Raw genomic sequence first — 17,516 nt, forward strand, 5'->3', positions numbered from 1 at the left:
GTGGTCCGGTCCGGCACAACCTGAAATTTTACCGTGGCCGATAAAGCCTAAATACTGGGAGCAACCCGCGCTTGGTTCTGCGCCGCACTTAACGGCGAGGATAGTGATTGTCACTGGCGCGGGGCTTCTGTATGTTGCCCTAGTCGAGCTTTAAGCCTTCGGAGATTCAACATGTCGCCCAAACGTCTGCTTTGCGCCGCTGCTGTGTGTCTCTGCTTCACGGGGGCCGCCGCGCTCGCCCAGACCAACGCGCCCTCCGCGACGCCCGCGCCTGCGCCCGCCATGGCACCGGGCGTGGCGCCCGCAGCCGAGCCGGCCGACGAGCCGGGCACGGAGGCAAGCGCGCCCGAAGCGCCGACGCCGGCACCTATGGCACCCATGGCACCCATGGCACCGAGCATGACACCCGCCGCGCCGCCTGCCAAAGCCGCCACCGTGCCGCCGCCCACGCCGCCCGCCGCGCCCATGACCGGCCCGGTGCGCAACGTCGTGCTGGTGCACGGCGCGTTCGTCGACGGATCGAGCTGGAACGGTGTGGTCGCCAAATTGCAGCAGAAGGGCTATCACGTCAGCTCGGTGCAGAATCCGCTCACCTCCCTCGCCGACGATGTCGCCGCAACCCGCCGCGTCCTTGCGCGTCAGAACGGCCCGACCATTCTGGTGGGGCATTCGTGGGGTGGCGTCGTGATTACCGAGGCGGGCGCGAACGCGCCGAACGTCGCCGGCCTGGTGTATGTCGCGGCGATCGCGCCGGACCTGCACGAGTCGACCATGGATCTGATGAAGCGCGCCGCGCCGGCGCCCGCCGGCGCCGGCATCATGAAGGATTCGAGCGGTTTCCTTTGGCTGGATCGCACGAAATACCACGCCGATTTCGCAGCGGACGTCCCCGAGAATCTGACGCGCGTGCTGGCCACCGCGCAGGTGCCGATCGCCGCGACAGCTTTTAGTGAAACGGTGAGCCAGGTCGCCTGGAAGGAAAAACCGTCGTGGTACGTGCTCACGACTCGCGACCGTGCGGTGTCGCCGGAAGTGGAAAAATTCATGGCCGACCGGATGGGCGCCAAGATCGTGCCGATGGCGTCGAGCCACCTCGCGCCCGTGTCGCACGCGGGCGCGATCGCCGATGTGATTGACCGCGCGGCGCGTGAATTGAGCCGGCAGCAATAGTCGAAGTCAGGCGTATGCACGAAGGCGTTCGCGCATACGCCAGTCGCCCCAAACTCGTCTCAGCGCAGATTGGTCGTCGCCAGTTCGACGACCTCATCTCCGCGACCGTTCAGCACCGCCTTCAGCATATACAGGCTGAAGCCTTTGGCCTGTGCCCACTGGATCTTCGGCGGCATCGCGAGTTCGTGCTTCGCGGTCACCACGTCGATCACGGCCGGACCCGGATGCGCGAACGCCTCGCGCAATGCCGGTTCGATGTTCTCCGACAGTTCGATTCGGACACCGTATATTCCCGCGCCTCGCGCGATCGCTGCGAAGTCGGTCGTCGCCAGATCGGTGCCGGCCTCCAGATAACCGCCCGCCTTCATCTCCATCGCGACGAAGCCGAGCACGCTGTTGTTGAACACCACGACCTTGATCGGCAGATTGAGCTGACGCGCGGTGAGCAGATCGCCGAGCAGCATCGACAGCCCGCCGTCGCCGGATAGCGAAATCACCTGGCGGCCCGGCTCGGCCGCCTGCGCGCCCAAGGCCTGCGGCATTGCGTTGGCCATCGAGCCGTGATTGAACGAACCGTGCAGCGTGCGCTTGCCGTTCATGGTCAGATAACGGGCGGCCCAGAGCGTCGGCGTGCCGACGTCGACGGAGAACACCGCGTCCTCGTTGGCGACCTTGTCGATGATGCTGGTGAGGTATTGCGGATGTATCGCGCGCCCCGGCGCGGACGGCCGTGCGAGATCGTCGAGGTCCTTGCGCGTATCCGCATAGTGCTTGCGCGCATTCTCCAGGAAATGCCGGTCGCTCTTGTGCTTGAGCCGCGGCATCAGCGCCTGCAAGGTCGCCTTCACATCGCCGACCAGACCGAGCTTTAACGGCGCGCGCTTGCCGAGCGCGGAACCGCGCCGGTCGATCTGCACCACGTTGCCGTGCGACGGATAGAAGTTGCGATACGGGAAATCGGTGCCGAGCATCACGAGCGTGTCGCACGACATCATCGCGTGATAGCCGGAGCTGAAGCCGATCAGCCCGGTCATGCCGACATCGAACGGGTTGTCCCATTCCACGTATTGCTTGCCGCGTAGCGCATGCACGGTCGGCGCGCCGAGCTGATCGGCGAAGGCGACGACTTCGTCGTGCGCGCCGGCGCAGCCGCTGCCGCACAACAGCGTCACGGCGCCCGCCTGGTTGAGCAGATCAGCGAGGCGGTCGAGATCCGCCTCGGACGGCACCACCATCGAGCGTTCCAGCGTGCCGGCCCAGCTCGGCGTCTCGTCGGGCGCATCGCCCAACGCGACGTCGCCCGGCAGCACGATCACGGCGACGCCGCGCTCTTCGATCGCGGTGCGCATGGCGCGCGCCAGCACGCGCGGAAACTGCGACGGGTTCGTCACCAGTTCGACGTAGTGACTGCACTCCTTGAACAGCTCTTGCGGATGAGTTTCCTGAAAGTAGCCGAGGCCGATTTCCGAAGACGGAATATGCGCGGCAATCGCGAGCACAGGTTGATGATTGCGATGGCAGTCGTACAGGCCGTTGATCAGGTGCAGATTGCCGGGACCGCAACTGCCCGCGCAGACGGCGAGCTTGCCGGTCGCGGCGGCATCGGCGCCGGCGGCGAAGGCGGCCACTTCTTCGTGGCGCGTGTGCATCCAGCGAATCGAACCGAGGCGTTGCAAGCTATCCGACAGGCCGTTCAGGCTGTCGCCCGTCACGCCCCAGATTCGCTCGATGTCTGCCGCAGCCAGTGTTTTGGCCAGATAATCCGCGATAGTCTGCTTACCCATGCTGTACCCCGCTCAGTGAGAAAGACGCCGCCTCCGGAATGCAGGAGAGTAACGCTTCCTCACGAAACGTGCAGTCACGGTGCCGCTGTAAGCGGGGTGAAATGGCCGCGTATGCGAACGGCCCGTTGCCGCGCGCTCAGCGCAACATGAACGACATCGCCGACAGGCAATTCAGCATGCGGACCCCGTGTTCCGCCGACGCCGCGCTAAAGCGCAGTGTGACTGCGTCGACACGCGTGAGCGTCGGCCATTGGCAGAACAGATCGGCGAGCGCGCTGGTTTGCACACGCAGTTCGCATTCCACCGGCTTCGCCTCGGCGCGGGTCGATTCGCGCGCGCGCCCGTTGGCGAGGTGCTGCTGAACCACTTCACGCGCGGCGGCTTCGATGGCGGCGCGCGCGCTGGCTGGCGATTGCGTCACGCCGCTCGCATGCCCCGTCGCGCTCTTGGTGACGACAAAACGCGCGCCCGGAAAACGCGGCGCGGTCTCTTCAGCGAAGACGTCGTCGCCGGATAAAAGCGCTACCTGTGCGCCATATTCTTCCGCCAGCGCGCCATAGATGCCCGCCTCACCGACCTCGACGCCGTTCAGCGCAACGCGTGCGAAAGCGAAGCTGTTGATGGTATGCGCGAGGATGCCGCGGGTTTGCGACATGGCGTGATAGCCGATCATGAAGACCAGCGCCGCGCCGTATTCGAGCCCGGCCATCATGCCCAAAGTGCGCGGCTTGCCGAGCACGATCTGCGCGCGGGCGTCGAGCAGGTCGGGCAGCAGATTGCGAAAGCCGCCATGAGAGTCGTTGACCCACACCTGCGTCGCGCCGCCGGCGAAGGCGCCTTCGATCGCGGCGTTGGCTTCGAGCGTCATCCAGCGGCGCGCGGCTTCGTATTCGCCATTGCCCGCGCGCGTCTGTTCAGGATGGAACACGCCGGCAATGCCTTCGATGTCGGCGGAAATGAGGACTTTCATCAGCGAGTGCGTTCGAGTAGTTGGGCGAGATCGGGCACGCAGTCACGCAGCGACAGACGCTGGTGAGCGTCGCGCCCGGTTACGGATACGGCGCTCCACAAAGTATCGAGAATTGCCTGCTCGACGCTGTCGGCGCATGCGCGAAAGAGCGGGTCGAGACGTTCGTCGGCGAGAAGCGGTGGGAGCGTGATGAAGTCGGCGCCGTGCGGCACCGTATAGGCCGTTGAAAACGCGAGCGCGATATCGCCGCTGCCGTGGCCGTACACCGAACCGGTGCGCGCGAGGCCCGCCGCCGCGCGCAAGGAGAGACGTTTGAGTTGGCGTGCGTCGAGCGGCGCGTCGGTGGCGACGATCATGATGATCGAGCCTTGTTCGGCCTTCATCGCCAACGTGGCCGACGATGCCGCCTTCGCCACTTTGGCCGCTTTGGCCGCCCGCTCGGCGAGCATACGGCCGAGCGGCGTGCCGTCGACTGTCAACATAGTCAGCCGGCCAAAGTTCGCCAGCACAAGCGCGCCCACGGTATAGCTACGGTTCGCCACACCCACAACGCGCGACGCATTGCCAATGCCACCCTTCATATCGAAGCACGACATGCCCCGCCCCGCGCCGACCGATCCGCTCGCGACATTTGCGCTGGCGGCTGCATAAGCATCGTCGAAATGCTGCGCGGTGACGGCCAGTGCCTGGATATCGTTCAGATACCCGTCATTGCATTCGAACACCAATGGATTAACCGTCGACCACTCGCGCCCAATCCGCGGATTCGCGCGAATGGCCGCACGAATCTGCGCCTGCGCGACGGCGCTGACACCAAACGTATTGGTCAACGCGATCGGCGTTTCCAGCGTGCCGAGTTCTTCGACTTGCACGAGCCCGATGCTTTTGCCGAACCCGTTGATCACCGACGCCGCCGCCGGCACCTTCGCGAGAAACGGATCGCCGTCGTGCGGACGAATCACGGTCACGCCGGTTTGCACGGCGCCTGCATCGAGCGTGCAATGTCCGACCGTCACGCCCTGCACATCCGCAATCGTACCGAGCGGACCGCCTGGCAACGTGCCGATATGCGGCGCGTTTTGAAGCTCGCTCGAATTCATGGCCGGTCGAGCTTCGGATCGAGCGCGTCGCGCAAACCGTCGCCGAGCAGATTGAACGCCAGCACGGTCAGGAAAATCGCGAGACTCGGAAACAGCGCGATATGCGGCGCCGTGACCATGTCGGCGCGCGCTTCGTTGAGCATCGCGCCCCACTCCGGCGTCGGCGGTTGCGCGCCGAGACCGAGAAACGACAGGCTCGCCGCGGTGATGATCGAGGTGCCGATACGCATTGTGAAGTACACCACCACCGAGGAAATCGTCCCCGGCAGAATGTGCCGCACGATGATCGTCCAATCCGACGCGCCGATGCTGCGCGCCGCCTCGATATACGTAAGCTGCTTGAGCATCAGCGTATTGCCGCGCACGAGCCGCGCGAACGCCGGGATGCTGAAGATCGCGACCGCGCAGATCACGTTGATCATGCCGTTGCCGAGAATCGCCACCACCCCGATGGCCAGCAAAATGCCGGGAAACGCGAACAGCACGTCGGCCACGCGCATGGTGATGCGATCCCACCAGCCTTCGTAATAGCCAGCGAGCAAACCGAAGAACGTGCCGATCACGGCGCCGATCGCAACGGACAGAAAGCCCGCTTCGAGCGAAATGCGCGAGCCCGCGAGAATGCGGCTGAAAATATCGCGGCCCAGCGAATCCACGCCGAACCAGTGCGCTGCGGACGGCCCCGCGTTTAACGCGTCGTAGTCGAAGAAATTCTCCGGGTCGTACGGCACGATGTGCGGTGCGACGATCGCGACCGCAATCAACAGCAGCACGAAGATGCCGGCGCCGAGCGCCACGTGCTGCTTACGGAATTTGCGCCAGAACTCGCTCCACGGTGTGCGGATCGCGCGTTCGGTTTTGACTGGGTTGGCCGCGTTCGGCTCGGTGGCGGTCGTGCTCATGCGGGCCTCACTTGAAACGGATGGTGGGGTTGATCACGGCGTACAGCACGTCCACGACCAGATTGATGATGATGAATTCCAGCGAGAACAACAGCACTTCAGCCTGAATCACCGGATAGTCACGCATCGAAACGGCATCCACCAGCAGGCGTCCGAGGCCCGGCCAGTTGAACACCACTTCGACTACGATCGAACCGCCCAGCAGAAAACCGAATTGCAGACCCATCATCGTGATGACGGGAATCATCGCGTTGCGCAGGCAGTGTTTGACGATCACGAGACGCTCGGGCACGCCCTTGGCGCGCGCGGTCCGCACGAAGTCTTCGTTCATCACTTCGACGAACGACGCCCGCGTGAAGCGCGCCATCACCGCCGCGACGGCCGCGCCGAGCGTGAGCGACGGCAACACGTAGCTCTGCCACGAACCGTCGCCGACAATCGGGAGCCAGCCGAGCTTCACCGAAAAAATCTCCATCAGCAGCATGCCGAGCGCGAAGGCGGGAAACGAAATACCCGACACCGCGAGCGTCATGCCGAGCCGGTCCGGCCAGCGGTTGCGCCACACAGCCGAGACGATGCCGATGCCCATGCCCAGCACGACCGCCCACACCATGCTGGCGAGCGTGAGCAGCAGCGTCGGCATGAAGCGCTCGCCGATTTCCTGGCTGACCGGGCGCTTGCTGCGCGTCGAAATGCCGAAGTCGCCGTGCGCGATCTTCACGAAGAAGCTGGCGAATTGCTGCGGCATCGGCTTATTGAGGCCGAGGTCGGCACGCACCAGCGCGACAGTCGCCTCGTCCGCATCGGGACCGGCGGCGAGCCGCGCCGGATCGCCCGGCAGCATATGCACGAACAGGAACACCAGCACGGCGACGATGAAAAGCGTCGGCAGCAGGCCAAAGAGACGTTTGACGAGGAAATTCAGCATGACATTCAATCCGGCAATGATGCGGGCAACGAAAGGTCTTGTGCGGCACGTAGCGGCGCAAAGCGGCGACCGTGCAGCGCGGCGTGCCGATGAAACGGCACGCCCGCGCTCACGGCCGGCTCATCACTTGATCGCGATCTCGTCGAAATTGAACGAACCGTCCGGCGCCACATACGCACCCGACAGACGCTTGCTGCGCGCGTACACGACCTTCTCCTTGACGAGGAAAATCCACGGCGCGTCGGCCCAGATGCGTTTTTGCGCGTCCGTGTAGAGCTCGGCTTTCTTCGTGCGGTCGGTGGTTTCGAGCGCCTGCTTCAGATCGCTGTCGACGGTATCGTTCTTGTAGTAGGCGGTGTTGACCATCTTCGGCGGGAACGAGACCGACGCGAGCAGCGGCGTGATCGCCCAATCCGCTTCGCCCGTCGACGAGGACCAGCCCGCGTAGTACATGCGAACCGGCGCCGTCGCGGCGTCCTGCGCGCTTTCCACCTTGGCCACGCGTTGACCCGCTTCGAGCGCTTCGACCTGGGCCTTGATGCCCACTTGCGCGAGTTGCTGCTGCACGAACTGGATCACCTTCTGTGCGGTCGAGTAGTTATACGCGGACCACAGCGTGGTTTCGAAACCGTTCGGATAACCCGCTTCCTTCAGCAACGCGCGCGCCTTGGCGGGATCGTACGGCCACGGGCCCTGCTTCACCGCATAGTCGACGCCTTGCGGCACCACGCCGTCGGCCGGCGTTGCGTAACCGGCGAACACGACCTTGGTGAGCGCGTCCTTGTTGACCGCGTAGTTCAGCGCTTCACGCACCTTCGGATTGTCGAACGGTTTCTGGTTCACGTTCAGGCTGATATAGCGCTGAATGATCGACGGCGACGCGATCAGATCGACCTTCGGGCTCGTCTGCAATTGCGCGGCCTGTTCGAACGGCACCTGGAACGCGAAATCCGCTTCGCCTGTGCGCATCAACGCAGCGCGCGTGTTGTTGTCGACCACCGGCTTCCAGTCGATCGCGTCGACCTTCGGGTAGCCCTTCTTCCAGTAGCCGGCAAACTTCTTCACCGTCAGATCGCCCGCCGGATCCCACTTCACCAGTTCGAACGGACCCGTGCCGACCGGATGGAACGCGATGTCCTTGCCATACTTCTTCAGCGCGTCCGGCGAAATCATCACCGCCGACGGATGCGCCAGCACGTTGACGAACGCCGAGAACGGCGCCTTCAGCGTGATCTTCACCGTGTACGGATCGACCACTTCGGTCTTCTCGATGCGGTTGAACATGTTGTAGCGCTTGAGCTTGTTCGCCGGATCGGTCACGCGGTCGAAGTTCGCTTTCACCGCCGCTGCGTTGAAGTCGGTGCCGTCCTGGAACTTCACGCCGTGGCGCAGCTTGAACGTGTAAACCTTCGCATCCGGGCTGGCTTCGTAGCTGTCGGCCAGCACGTTGACCAGCTTCATGTCCTTGTCGAAGCCGAACAGCCCCTGATAGAACGACTTCGCGACGGCTTGCGAGAGCGTGTCGTTGGCATCGTACGGATCGAGCGTCGTGAAGGTCGAGGCGACGGCCATCACGGCCGTAGTGTCGGCGTGCGCCGCATTGCCCGCGAGCATCGCGAACACCACCGCGCCGCCGCTGATCAGCGCGCGCAAACGAAACGGAGAAGACGGGACCAGCAGGTTCATGAGGTTGGCTCCAGGCTGCGAAATGAAAACAGGTTGTGATGCTGCGAGAAGAAACGTGTGGCTAGAGGTTTGGGTACGTGGTTTTAGTACGCGCCGCCCACGTGATGCTGGGCGACGAAATGATCCGGGCCGACTGCGACGAGCGGGGCCACGATAGGCTCATCGTTCAGCGCGCGGATCGGGCTCGGAATCTCGTCGGCGGCGAGCATGCGCTTTGCGTGACGGCGCGCCGGATCGGCAACCGGCACCGCGCCCATCAGCTTGCGCGTGTACGGATGCTGCGGCGCTTCGAACACCGCGCGGCGCGGGCCGATTTCGACGATCTGGCCGAGATACATCACCGCGACGCGATGACTGACGCGTTCGACCACGGCCATGTCGTGCGAAATGAACAGATACGCGACGCCAAGTTCACGCTGCAAATCGAGCATCAGATTGACGATCTGCGCTTGCACGGAGACGTCGAGCGCCGACACGGATTCGTCGGCGATTACGACCTTCGGGTTCAACGCCAGCGCGCGCGCAATCGCGATGCGTTGCCGCTGACCGCCGGAGAATTCGTGCGGATAGCGCCGCGCGGCTTCGGAGGGCAAACCGACTTTGTCGAGCAGCCACTGCACCCGCGCCTGCGCTTCGGCGCCTTGCGCGACGCCGTGCACGAGCAACGGCTCCATGATCGAGAAGCCAACCGTCAAACGCGGATTCAGCGAAGCGAACGGGTCCTGGAAAATAAACTGGATATCGCGCCGCAGCGCCTGCAACGCGGGGCCGGTCAGCGAACTGATTTCCTTGCCGTTGAATTCGATCGACCCGCTTTGACTTTCGACCAGACGCAGCAGCGAGCGGCCCGTGGTCGATTTGCCGCAACCGGATTCGCCGACCAGTGCGAGCGTTTCGCCGGGCCGCAAATCGAAGCTGACTTTTTCCACCGCATGCACGCGGCCCGTTAGGCGGCCGAACAATCCGCTCTTGACCGGAAAGCGCGTGACCAGATCGCGAACTCGCAGAATGGGCGGGGTGGTTTCCTGCACCAGCGGCTGCGTTTCTTCCGCGACAGCGGCAGCGGGACGCACGGCCTGGTAAGTGCCGCTCAGGCTCGCCTGCTCGACGGTCAGGATCGGAAACTTGGCCGGCTGATCGGTGCCTTGCATCGCGCCGAGACGCGGCACGGCGGCGAGCAACGCCTTCGTATAAGGATGCGAAGGCGCGGCGAACAACGCGTCGGAAGCGCCCTCTTCCACCTTCTCGCCGCGATACATCACCAGCACGCGGTCCGCCACTTCGGCGACCACACCCATGTCGTGCGTGATGAAAATCACGCCCATGTTCATCTCGTCCTGCAAGCCGCGGATCAGTTGCAGAATCTGCGCCTGGATCGTCACGTCGAGCGCGGTGGTCGGCTCGTCGGCGATCAGCAATGCAGGTTTGCACGACAGCGCCATCGCGATCATCACGCGTTGACGCATGCCGCCCGACAGTTGATGCGGAAACCGCGCCGCCACGCGCCGCGCTTCAGGAATACGCACGAGTTCGAGCAGACGCAGCGTTTCAGCGTGCGCGGCAGAGCGGCTCTTACCCTGGTGCAACGCGATCGCCTCGCTGATCTGATCGCCCACCGTGAAGACCGGATTGAGCGAGGTCATCGGCTCCTGAAAGATCATCGCGATGTCGGCGCCGCGAATCGAACGCATCGTGCCGGACGACGCTTTCGCGAGGTCGAGCACGCTGCCGTCGCGGCGCCGGAAAGCGATGCTGCCGCCGGCAAGGCGCCCACCGCCATGCTCGATCAGCCGCATCAACGCGAGCGAGGTCACTGATTTGCCCGAACCCGATTCGCCGACGATCGCCAGCGTCTCGCCGCGCTCGACCGTCAGCGACAGATTGCGCACCGCGTTGAAGGTGGTGTCGCCGCTGCGGAAGGCGACCGACAGATCGTCGACCGCGAGCACGCGTTGCGGCGGCAAGGTTTCGATAAGCGGACGGGCGGTGTGCGATGAAGTCGGCACGGTGGTTCCTTTGAATTCGAACGCGGCTAACGAGGGTTCAAGCGGGGGTTCAAGCTGTGAGCGGTCAGACTGACTAGCGGTAAATCGCCGTCACCGGCGTTTCGCCGAGCCGCGCAAAACCGCGGTACATGCCTTCGGTGTTGAACGGCAGCGTGACGTTGCCGCGCGCATCGACGGCGATCAGGCCGCCGCGTCCGTCGATCTTCGGCAAGCGGTTCATCACCACGTCGTCGGCTGCTTCCTGCAGCGATACGTTGCGGTAGGCCATTTGCGCGGCGACGTCGTAGGCCGCGACCATGCGCATGAACATTTCGCCCGAGCCGGTGGTCGAGACCGCGCAGGTCGCGTCGTCCGCATAGCAGCCCGCGCCGATCAGCGGCGTATCGCCGACCCGGCCGGCCTGCTTGTTGGTGACGCCGCCCGTCGACGTCGCCGCCGCCACATGGCCGTGCTGATCGAGCGCGACCGCGCCGACGGTGCCGAACTTGCGGTTCGGATCGATCGGTTCATGCGGCGTCGGATCGCCGTCATTCGGGGACGGCGCGGCGGCGAGCGTCGCACCATCGTGATCGAGCATGGCGCGTTGCTGACCGCGCGCGATCAGCCATTGACGGTGACGTGCTTCAGTATGGAAATACTCCGGCTCCGCAAATTCGAGACCTTGCGCGGCGGCGAATGCTTCCGCGCCTTCGCCGGTGAACAGCACATGCTCGCTGCGTTCGAGCACGCGGCGCGCGGCAAGAATCGGGTTGCGCACGCGCTTCACGCAGCAGATCGCGCCGGCTTCGAGCGTGCTGCCGTCCATGATCGCCGCGTCGAGTTCGTGCGTGCCGGCGGCCGTGTAGACCGCGCCGCGGCCCGCGTTGAAGAGCGGACAATCTTCGAGCAGACGCACGGCTTCGCTGACGGCGTCGAGCGCGCTGCCGCCGTCGGTAAGCACGCGTTGCCCGGCGCTCAGCACCGCGTGCAAGGCGGCGTGGTATTCGGCTTCGGCGCTGGCCGACATCGACGTGCGCAGGATCGTCCCTGCCCCGCCATGAATGGCAATGACTGCGTTGGAGTTCATCGTTTGGCTTTCGTAGTGCGAGGAGTACGGGAAGTGCGGGTGGCTCGGGCCGCGCCGCGCGCGGGCCGCGCGTTCGTGCCGGCAGTCTCGGCTTGTGGATCGACGAGCCACGGCAGCAGGAATTCGCTGACTTCGGCGGCGGCCTTCACCGAGCGTTTCGCGCGATACGCGACCGCGTCGCACAGCGCTTCGATCACGGCGAGCACGGCCGAATCGGCGTTCGCGGCGAGCCGCCGATCGGCGCGGATGTAGAGCGAGATATCGGCAAACTGCGCGAGCGGCGAACGCGGACTATCGGTAAGCGCGAGCACGCGAGCGCCACGGCCCGCCGCGCGATGCGCGAGCTTGATCGTGTCTTCGACGTAGCGCGGAAAAGCAAGGCCGATCACGAGATCGCTCTCGTTGGATGCGAACAGACGCCGCGCGGCATGCGACGGTCCGCCCATCAGCGCGAGCGACTGCACGTTGTCGTGATACGGCATCAAGCCGTGTTCCATCAGACCCGCGAGAAACGCGCTGGCGCCAAAGCCGAGCACGAACACGCGGCGCGCGGCGATGATCGCTTCGACGGCGGCTTCGGCCGCGGCGCTGTCGATTGCGGTGCGGGTGGCTTGCAGATTGTTGGCGGCCTGTTCGAGCGAGGCGTCGACCACGTCGTCGCCGGCTGCGAGCGACTCCTGCGCACTGCGCAAGCGCTCGACCGGCGCGAGCGTCGCCTCGAAGCCGCGCACCAGCGCCTCCCGAAATTGCGGATAGCCGTCGAAACCGAGCGCGCGGGCGAAACGATTCGCCGTCGCCACCGAGGCGCCCACGACGCTCGCCAGCTCGTCGATCCGCATGGTCGCCGCGCGAAACAGATTGGCCAGCACGTAGTCGCCCATGCGCCGGTGGATCGGTGTGAGGGTCGGCATGGCCGCGGCGATGCGTGCGGCGATGGACTGCTCGGCGGAATCGGATGCAACGGACGGTTGATGAATCATGCGAGCGAGGGCGCGGCGCCAGAGGCGTAATGAAAATGAATGAAAGTATATTTACATGAAAATCTCGTAGAAAAAAATTCATTTTCATTTTTGAGGGTTTTTACCAGTGAGCTGAACTGAAAAAAGACGCGTGTCGGACGCACCGACACGCAGTATGAAAATCCGTTTTCAGCACACCGCGGCGCTTTGCTCTGGAATGCGAGCCAGCCGCGCCGCCGGCGACATCACGATGATCAACGCTTGCACGAGGAACGCCACTGCCGCCGCGACCAGACACGCGTCCATGCCCCAGCGCGCGCTAATCGCCGCACCGAGCAACGCGCCGAGCGGCCGCGCGCCATAGGTGGCGGTGCTGTTGAGCGCGGAGACGCGACCCATCATCCGTTCGGGCGTGATGGCCTGGCGCAGGGTGGTCGAGCCGACCACCCACAGAATCGGTCCGGCGCCGAGCAGAAAGAAGCTCAGCATCGCCAGCCAGAACGACGGCGTAACGAGTGTCGCCACCATTACGAGCGACGCGAGCAACCCGCACGACGGCCCGATAATCAGCACGCGGCCGAATGCGAGACGTCGCGCGATGGCGGGTGCAGCGAGCGCACCGCACACCATGCCGACACCGTAGGCGCCGAGCGTCACGCCAACCGCCGACGCGCTCAGACCCAGCCGATGCACCGCGTATGGCACATACACCGCTTGCAGCACGAAGAAGCCGAGATTGAAAAAAACCGCGGTGGCGAGCATCGGACGCAGCAGCGCATCGCGCAGCACGAAACGCGTACCGTCGCGCAGTTCCAGCATGAAGTGACGTTGCGGCAATGCCGTGCGCGGTGGCTCGCGCAAGCCCGCCAGCAACGCGACGGCCAGCGCCGACAGCGCGGCCGCGCAGCCATACGCCCAACCTGCGCCGATCCAGCCGACCAGCAGACCGCCGAGCGCCGGCCCCGCGGAATACGCCACGCTACGCGCGAGTTCGAGCCGGCCGTTCGCGCTGGCATACGCTTCGCGCGGCACGAGCGCGGGCACGAGCGACGGCGCCGCGACGTTGTAGGCCACGGTGCCGGTCGCGGCGATGAAGCCGAGCGCGGCGAGCAGCGGCAAGCTCAGCGTATGGGTCAGGACGAGCAGCAGCACGCACAGCATGGCGATCGCGCGCACGCTTTCGGCGAGTGTCATCAACGTGCGGCGCGAGCGCCGGTCGGCCCAGACGCCGAGCGGGATCGACAGCAACAGGAATGGCAGCGTCTGCGCGGTTTGCAACAGGCCCGTATCGCGCGCGTCGGCGCCGAGCGCGAAGACCGCGACGAGGGGCGCGGCGGCGAGGCTGATCTGTTCGGCGGATTGCGCGACCAGGTTCGACCACCCGAGCCGCTGAAAGGCGGCCGGCAGTCGGAGCGCGGAAGATGTTGAGGATGTAGCGTGCATCGATGAACTCCTGCGACGTGACATGAAGGAGTTCATCGTCGTCCGACTCGTGCCGCGGGGCGCTCCGCTTCTTGCGGTGTTATTCTTCGCTCGCCATGAATCTCGAAAGCATCCTCTTCACTCAAGGTTTCGGCTCGCGCCGCCAATGCCGCGCGCTGATCGCCGACGCGCGCGTGAGCATCGGCGGCGTTGCCTGCACCGATGCCGACGCCGATTTCCCCACCGGCGACACCGCCTTCTTCTTCAGCGTGGACGGTGTCGACTGGCCGTATCGCGAGCACGCCTATCTGCTGCTGAACAAGCCGGCGGGCTACGAATGTTCGCGTGATCCGCAGCATCATCTGAGCGTGTTCAGCCTGTTGCCGCCGCAGTTCGCCGAGCGCGGCGTGCAATGCGTGGGGCGCCTCGATCAGGACACCACCGGCCTCTTGCTGCTCTCCGACGACGGCAAGTTCGTGCACCTCTTCACGTCACCGAAACGTAAAGTGCCGAAGGTGTATATCGCAACCACGCGACATCCACTCGATGACGCGCAATTGAGCGCGCTGCGCGACGGCGTGCTGCTGCACGGCGAGCCCAAACCGATTGCCGCAGTCGACGCAGCAGCGCGCGGCGCTAACACGCTCGCGCTCACCGTGATGGAAGGCAAGTATCACCAGGTCAAGCGGATGATCGCCGCGGCCGGCAACCGTTGCGAAGCGCTGCATCGCGAGCGGATCGGCGGACTCGCGTTGCCCGAAACGCTTGCGCCGGGCGCATGGCAATGGCTCGACGAAACCGACCTCGGATCTTTACGGAGCGGGTAAACCGGTAGCGCCCCTTTAAGGTCTTGATGCGGCAGGAAAACGCGTGAGCGGCTGCGCACATAGCGCGCGCGGCGCCCGCTCGCGCGCTGCGTCGCAGCATGATCTTCCTTACACCTCGCCCTATACTCGTTTAAACAAAGACTACAAAGAGTTCAAGGAGGGGCGCCATGATCATCCACGATGGTTTCCAGATTTCGTCCGTGATGATTGCTTTCGTGTGCGTCGGACTGGTCCTGATCGGCGGATTGCTGGTCGTGATGCGGCTGCGGCACAAATATCATCCGAACCTGATCGGCGCATTGATCGGCGCGATGCTGTGTTTCCTGTTGCTGGAAGCATTGCCCGCGCTGACGTAGGGCTCGCGGGGCTGCGTCGCGCTGATGCGGTGGGTAGAGCGCGGCGTGGGTGGGATTTTCCGGGCGACACCTGGAGAGATGGCTTTTTGCCGCACTTTTTCGTGGCTTTCTGTGATGCGTGAAACGGCTTGATACGGCGCGCTCCCGGCCACGCCTTCACGCCTTCACGCCTTCACGCAAAAAATCTTCGACGCTCGGATACCGCAAGCGCACCCGCAATTCCCCTTTAAGACGCCGGTTTATCAGCCGCCTCGATTCACGCATGAACGACAGCAAGGTCGGCTCGATCTGCGACTCCGCTTCGGCTCGCGTGATGCGCGGCGCGCGCGCGAGGCCGAACGCGTCGGCGACCTCGTCGAAGTACTCGCCCATTTTCAGCGACGTGTCGTCGGACGCGTGCACTACGCGCCCCGGCCGGCCGTGCGTGGCGAGGCGCACGAGGATCGCGGCCAGATCGTCGGCGTGAATGTGGTTGGTGTAGACGTCGTCGGCATCGACCAGGGCCGGCGTGCGCTTTTCGAGCCGCGCGAGCGGCAGGCGGTTGCCCGCATAGATGCCCGGAATCCGCGCGATGCTTGCCGCGACGCTGCCGCGCGCGGTCGCGCGCCGCAATTGCCGCTCGGCCGAGACGCGCCGTTTGGCGCGCGGGTTGGCGGCTTGCGTCGCGCGAGTCTCGTCGATCCACGCGCCGCCGCAGTCGCCATAGACGCCCGTCGTACTCGCGTATACGAGGCGCACGGGCGCACGCGAAGCGGCGGTCCGGCGCACCCCGTCGGGTACAATATTGGCTGTTCCAGATTCCGCCCACGAGGCACGAAGTTGGCGCAACCGCCCTACCGGCGGGACCGCAGGCGCCACGGCAGCCCGCGCTGAAGCGCGGCGAGTGCTTAAAGTAGCGAGCAAGGCGCGGGTACGGCGGTCGTCGTCGCCGGTTTTCTGTGGCGGAGCGAGATGCAGCACCGTCGGTGCGAGGCCCGCCAACCGTTTCAGGCTGCCGCGCACGTCGAGATCGCCGACCAGCGGCGTGACGCCCGCGGCGCGCAATTCGGCGCAGCGCCCGGCGTGGCTGGTCAGCGCGAAGACATGCGCGCGCGGCTGCAGCAAGGGCACGCAGCGCATGCCGACATCGCCGCAACCTACGATTAACACGCGCGGCCGGCGGAAGTTTCGTGTCGCTTTCATGGTGGACGCATTGTAGCCGTCAAGCGCGGCACGTACCGCGCAGTTGACACGCCGGGTCCGGTCACGCGGGTCCGATAACGATTACCGACTTTTCGATTTCGAACACTTTATGGCATTTAACGTCACGCTCCGGCAAAGCGGCCGGCAGTTTCAGGTAGAACAGGACGAACCGGTGCTGAGCGCCGCCTTGCGCCAAGGCATCGGCCTGCCCTACGGCTGCAAGAACGGCGCCTGCGGTTCGTGCAAGGGCACGGTGGTCAGCGGGGAAATCGAGCAGCGTGCGCATTCGTCGTCGGCTTTGTCGAACGACGAAAAGACGCGCGGCATGGCGCTCTTCTGCTGCGCGACCGCCTGCACCGATCTCGAAGTGGACATCCGCGAAGTGGCGGGCGTCGGCGACGTGCAGGTCAAGAAGCTGCCCTGCCGCGTGAACGCGATCGAGCGCAAGGCCGACGACGTCGTCGTGCTGAAGCTGCAATTGCCCGCCAACGAGCGTCTGCAATATCTCGCCGGCCAGTACCTCGAATTCATTCTGAAAGACGGCAAGCGCCGCAGCTATTCGATGGCGAATGCGCCGCACACCGAAGGTCCGATCGAATTGCACATCCGTCACATGCCCGGCGGCGCGTTCACCGATCACGTGTTCAATACCATGAAGGAGCGCGACATCCTGCGCTTCGAGGCACCGCTCGGCACGTTCTTCCTGCGTGAAGATTCGGACAAGCCGATCGTGCTGCTCGCGTCGGGTACGGGTTTCGCGCCGCTGAAGGCGATCGTCGAGCACGCGGTGTTCAAGAACCTGAACCGGCCGATGACGCTCTACTGGGGCGCACGTCGCAAGAAGGACCTGTATTTGCTCGAGCTGGCCGAACAATGGGCGCGCGAGATTCCGAACTTCAAGTTCTTGCCGGTGCTCTCGGAACCGGACGCGGGCGACGCATGGACGGGCCGCGTCGGTTTCGTGCATCGCGCGGTGATCGAGGATCTGCCGGATCTGTCGGCGTATCAGGTGTATGCGTGCGGCGCGCCGGTGATGGTGGAGTCAGCGCAACGCGATTTCACGCAGCATCACGGTTTGCCGGAAGACGAGTTCTATGCGGATTCGTTCACGAGCGCAGCGGATCTGGCGAACGCGGTTTGATGGGACAAGCGGCCTGA

15 protein-coding genes are annotated in these 17,516 nt (G+C 64.8%); 4 read left to right on the top strand and 11 right to left on the bottom strand.

Annotation, left to right across the window (positions count from 1 at the left end; translation table 11 throughout):
• Nucleotides 1-171 precede the first annotated feature (171 nt).
• The gene (locus tag BPHYT_RS15505) at nt 172-1,170 is read left to right on the top strand and encodes an alpha/beta fold hydrolase (RefSeq protein ID WP_012434089.1); all 999 of its coding nucleotides are present in this window, start codon (nt 172-174) and stop codon (nt 1,168-1,170) included.
• Nucleotides 1,171-1,229: 59 nt separating this feature from the next.
• Here BPHYT_RS15505 and poxB read toward each other — a convergent pair whose 3' ends face one another.
• The 10 genes from poxB to BPHYT_RS15555 all read right to left on the bottom strand — a co-directional run bounded on the left by poxB (nt 1,230) and on the right by BPHYT_RS15555 (nt 14,014).
• Nucleotides 1,230-2,954: a ubiquinone-dependent pyruvate dehydrogenase gene (gene poxB, locus BPHYT_RS15510; protein ID WP_012434090.1), complete on the bottom strand. Its 1,725-nt coding sequence runs from the start codon at nt 2,952-2,954 to the stop codon at nt 1,230-1,232.
• Nucleotides 2,955-3,090: 136 nt separating this feature from the next.
• Entirely contained in the window at nt 3,091-3,924 is an 834-nt protein-coding gene (locus BPHYT_RS15515) for a M55 family metallopeptidase (protein ID WP_012434091.1), read from the bottom strand.
• The gene (locus BPHYT_RS15520) at nt 3,924-5,024 is read right to left on the bottom strand and encodes a DmpA family aminopeptidase (RefSeq protein WP_012434092.1); all 1,101 of its coding nucleotides are present in this window, start codon (nt 5,022-5,024) and stop codon (nt 3,924-3,926) included. The genes BPHYT_RS15515 and BPHYT_RS15520 overlap by 1 nt, the downstream gene beginning before the upstream one ends.
• Complete coding sequence (gene gsiD, locus BPHYT_RS15525; protein ID WP_012434093.1) at nt 5,021-5,926, bottom strand: glutathione ABC transporter permease GsiD; 906 nt, start codon at nt 5,924-5,926, stop codon at nt 5,021-5,023. Before gsiD ends, BPHYT_RS15520 begins: the two co-directional genes overlap by 4 nt.
• 7 nt (nt 5,927-5,933) lie before the next feature.
• Nucleotides 5,934-6,854, bottom strand: a complete 921-nt coding sequence (gene gsiC / locus BPHYT_RS15530) for a glutathione ABC transporter permease GsiC (RefSeq protein ID WP_012434094.1) — start codon at nt 6,852-6,854, stop codon at nt 5,934-5,936.
• Nucleotides 6,855-6,977: 123 nt separating this feature from the next.
• Nucleotides 6,978-8,540, bottom strand: coding sequence for a glutathione ABC transporter substrate-binding protein GsiB (gene gsiB, locus BPHYT_RS15535; RefSeq protein WP_012434095.1), 1,563 nt, complete (start codon nt 8,538-8,540; stop codon nt 6,978-6,980).
• Between the two features lie 83 nt (nt 8,541-8,623).
• Entirely contained in the window at nt 8,624-10,546 is a 1,923-nt protein-coding gene (locus tag BPHYT_RS15540) for a dipeptide ABC transporter ATP-binding protein (RefSeq protein WP_012434096.1), read from the bottom strand.
• 73 nt (nt 10,547-10,619) lie between these two features.
• Nucleotides 10,620-11,612, bottom strand: coding sequence for an isoaspartyl peptidase/L-asparaginase family protein (locus BPHYT_RS15545; protein WP_012434097.1), 993 nt, complete (start codon nt 11,610-11,612; stop codon nt 10,620-10,622).
• Entirely contained in the window at nt 11,609-12,592 is a 984-nt protein-coding gene (locus BPHYT_RS15550) for a MurR/RpiR family transcriptional regulator (RefSeq protein ID WP_012434098.1), read from the bottom strand. The genes BPHYT_RS15545 and BPHYT_RS15550 overlap by 4 nt, the downstream gene beginning before the upstream one ends.
• Before the next feature lie 168 nt (nt 12,593-12,760).
• The gene (locus BPHYT_RS15555) at nt 12,761-14,014 is read right to left on the bottom strand and encodes an MFS transporter (RefSeq protein ID WP_012434099.1); all 1,254 of its coding nucleotides are present in this window, start codon (nt 14,012-14,014) and stop codon (nt 12,761-12,763) included.
• Between the two features lie 95 nt (nt 14,015-14,109).
• Here BPHYT_RS15555 and BPHYT_RS15560 point away from each other — a divergent pair, with 95 nt between their 5' ends.
• Nucleotides 14,110-14,820, top strand: coding sequence for a pseudouridine synthase (locus tag BPHYT_RS15560; RefSeq protein WP_012434100.1), 711 nt, complete (start codon nt 14,110-14,112; stop codon nt 14,818-14,820).
• A 167-nt stretch (nt 14,821-14,987) separates the two neighbouring features.
• Nucleotides 14,988-15,176, top strand: coding sequence for a hypothetical protein (locus tag BPHYT_RS15565; protein WP_012434101.1), 189 nt, complete (start codon nt 14,988-14,990; stop codon nt 15,174-15,176).
• A gap of 156 nt (nt 15,177-15,332) precedes the next feature.
• Here the strand turns inward: BPHYT_RS15565 and BPHYT_RS15570 are convergent, their stop codons facing one another.
• Nucleotides 15,333-16,358, bottom strand: a complete 1,026-nt coding sequence (locus BPHYT_RS15570; RefSeq protein ID WP_012434102.1) for an NAD-dependent epimerase/dehydratase family protein — start codon at nt 16,356-16,358, stop codon at nt 15,333-15,335.
• 109 nt (nt 16,359-16,467) lie between these two features.
• Between BPHYT_RS15570 and BPHYT_RS15575 the strand changes: the two genes are divergently transcribed.
• Nucleotides 16,468-17,499: a CDP-6-deoxy-delta-3,4-glucoseen reductase gene (locus BPHYT_RS15575; RefSeq protein ID WP_012434103.1), complete on the top strand. Its 1,032-nt coding sequence runs from the start codon at nt 16,468-16,470 to the stop codon at nt 17,497-17,499.
• The last annotated feature ends 17 nt before the right edge of the window (nt 17,500-17,516 follow it).

This window comes from Paraburkholderia phytofirmans PsJN, assembly GCF_000020125.1.
Taxonomy (GTDB): domain Bacteria; phylum Pseudomonadota; class Gammaproteobacteria; order Burkholderiales; family Burkholderiaceae; genus Paraburkholderia; species Paraburkholderia phytofirmans.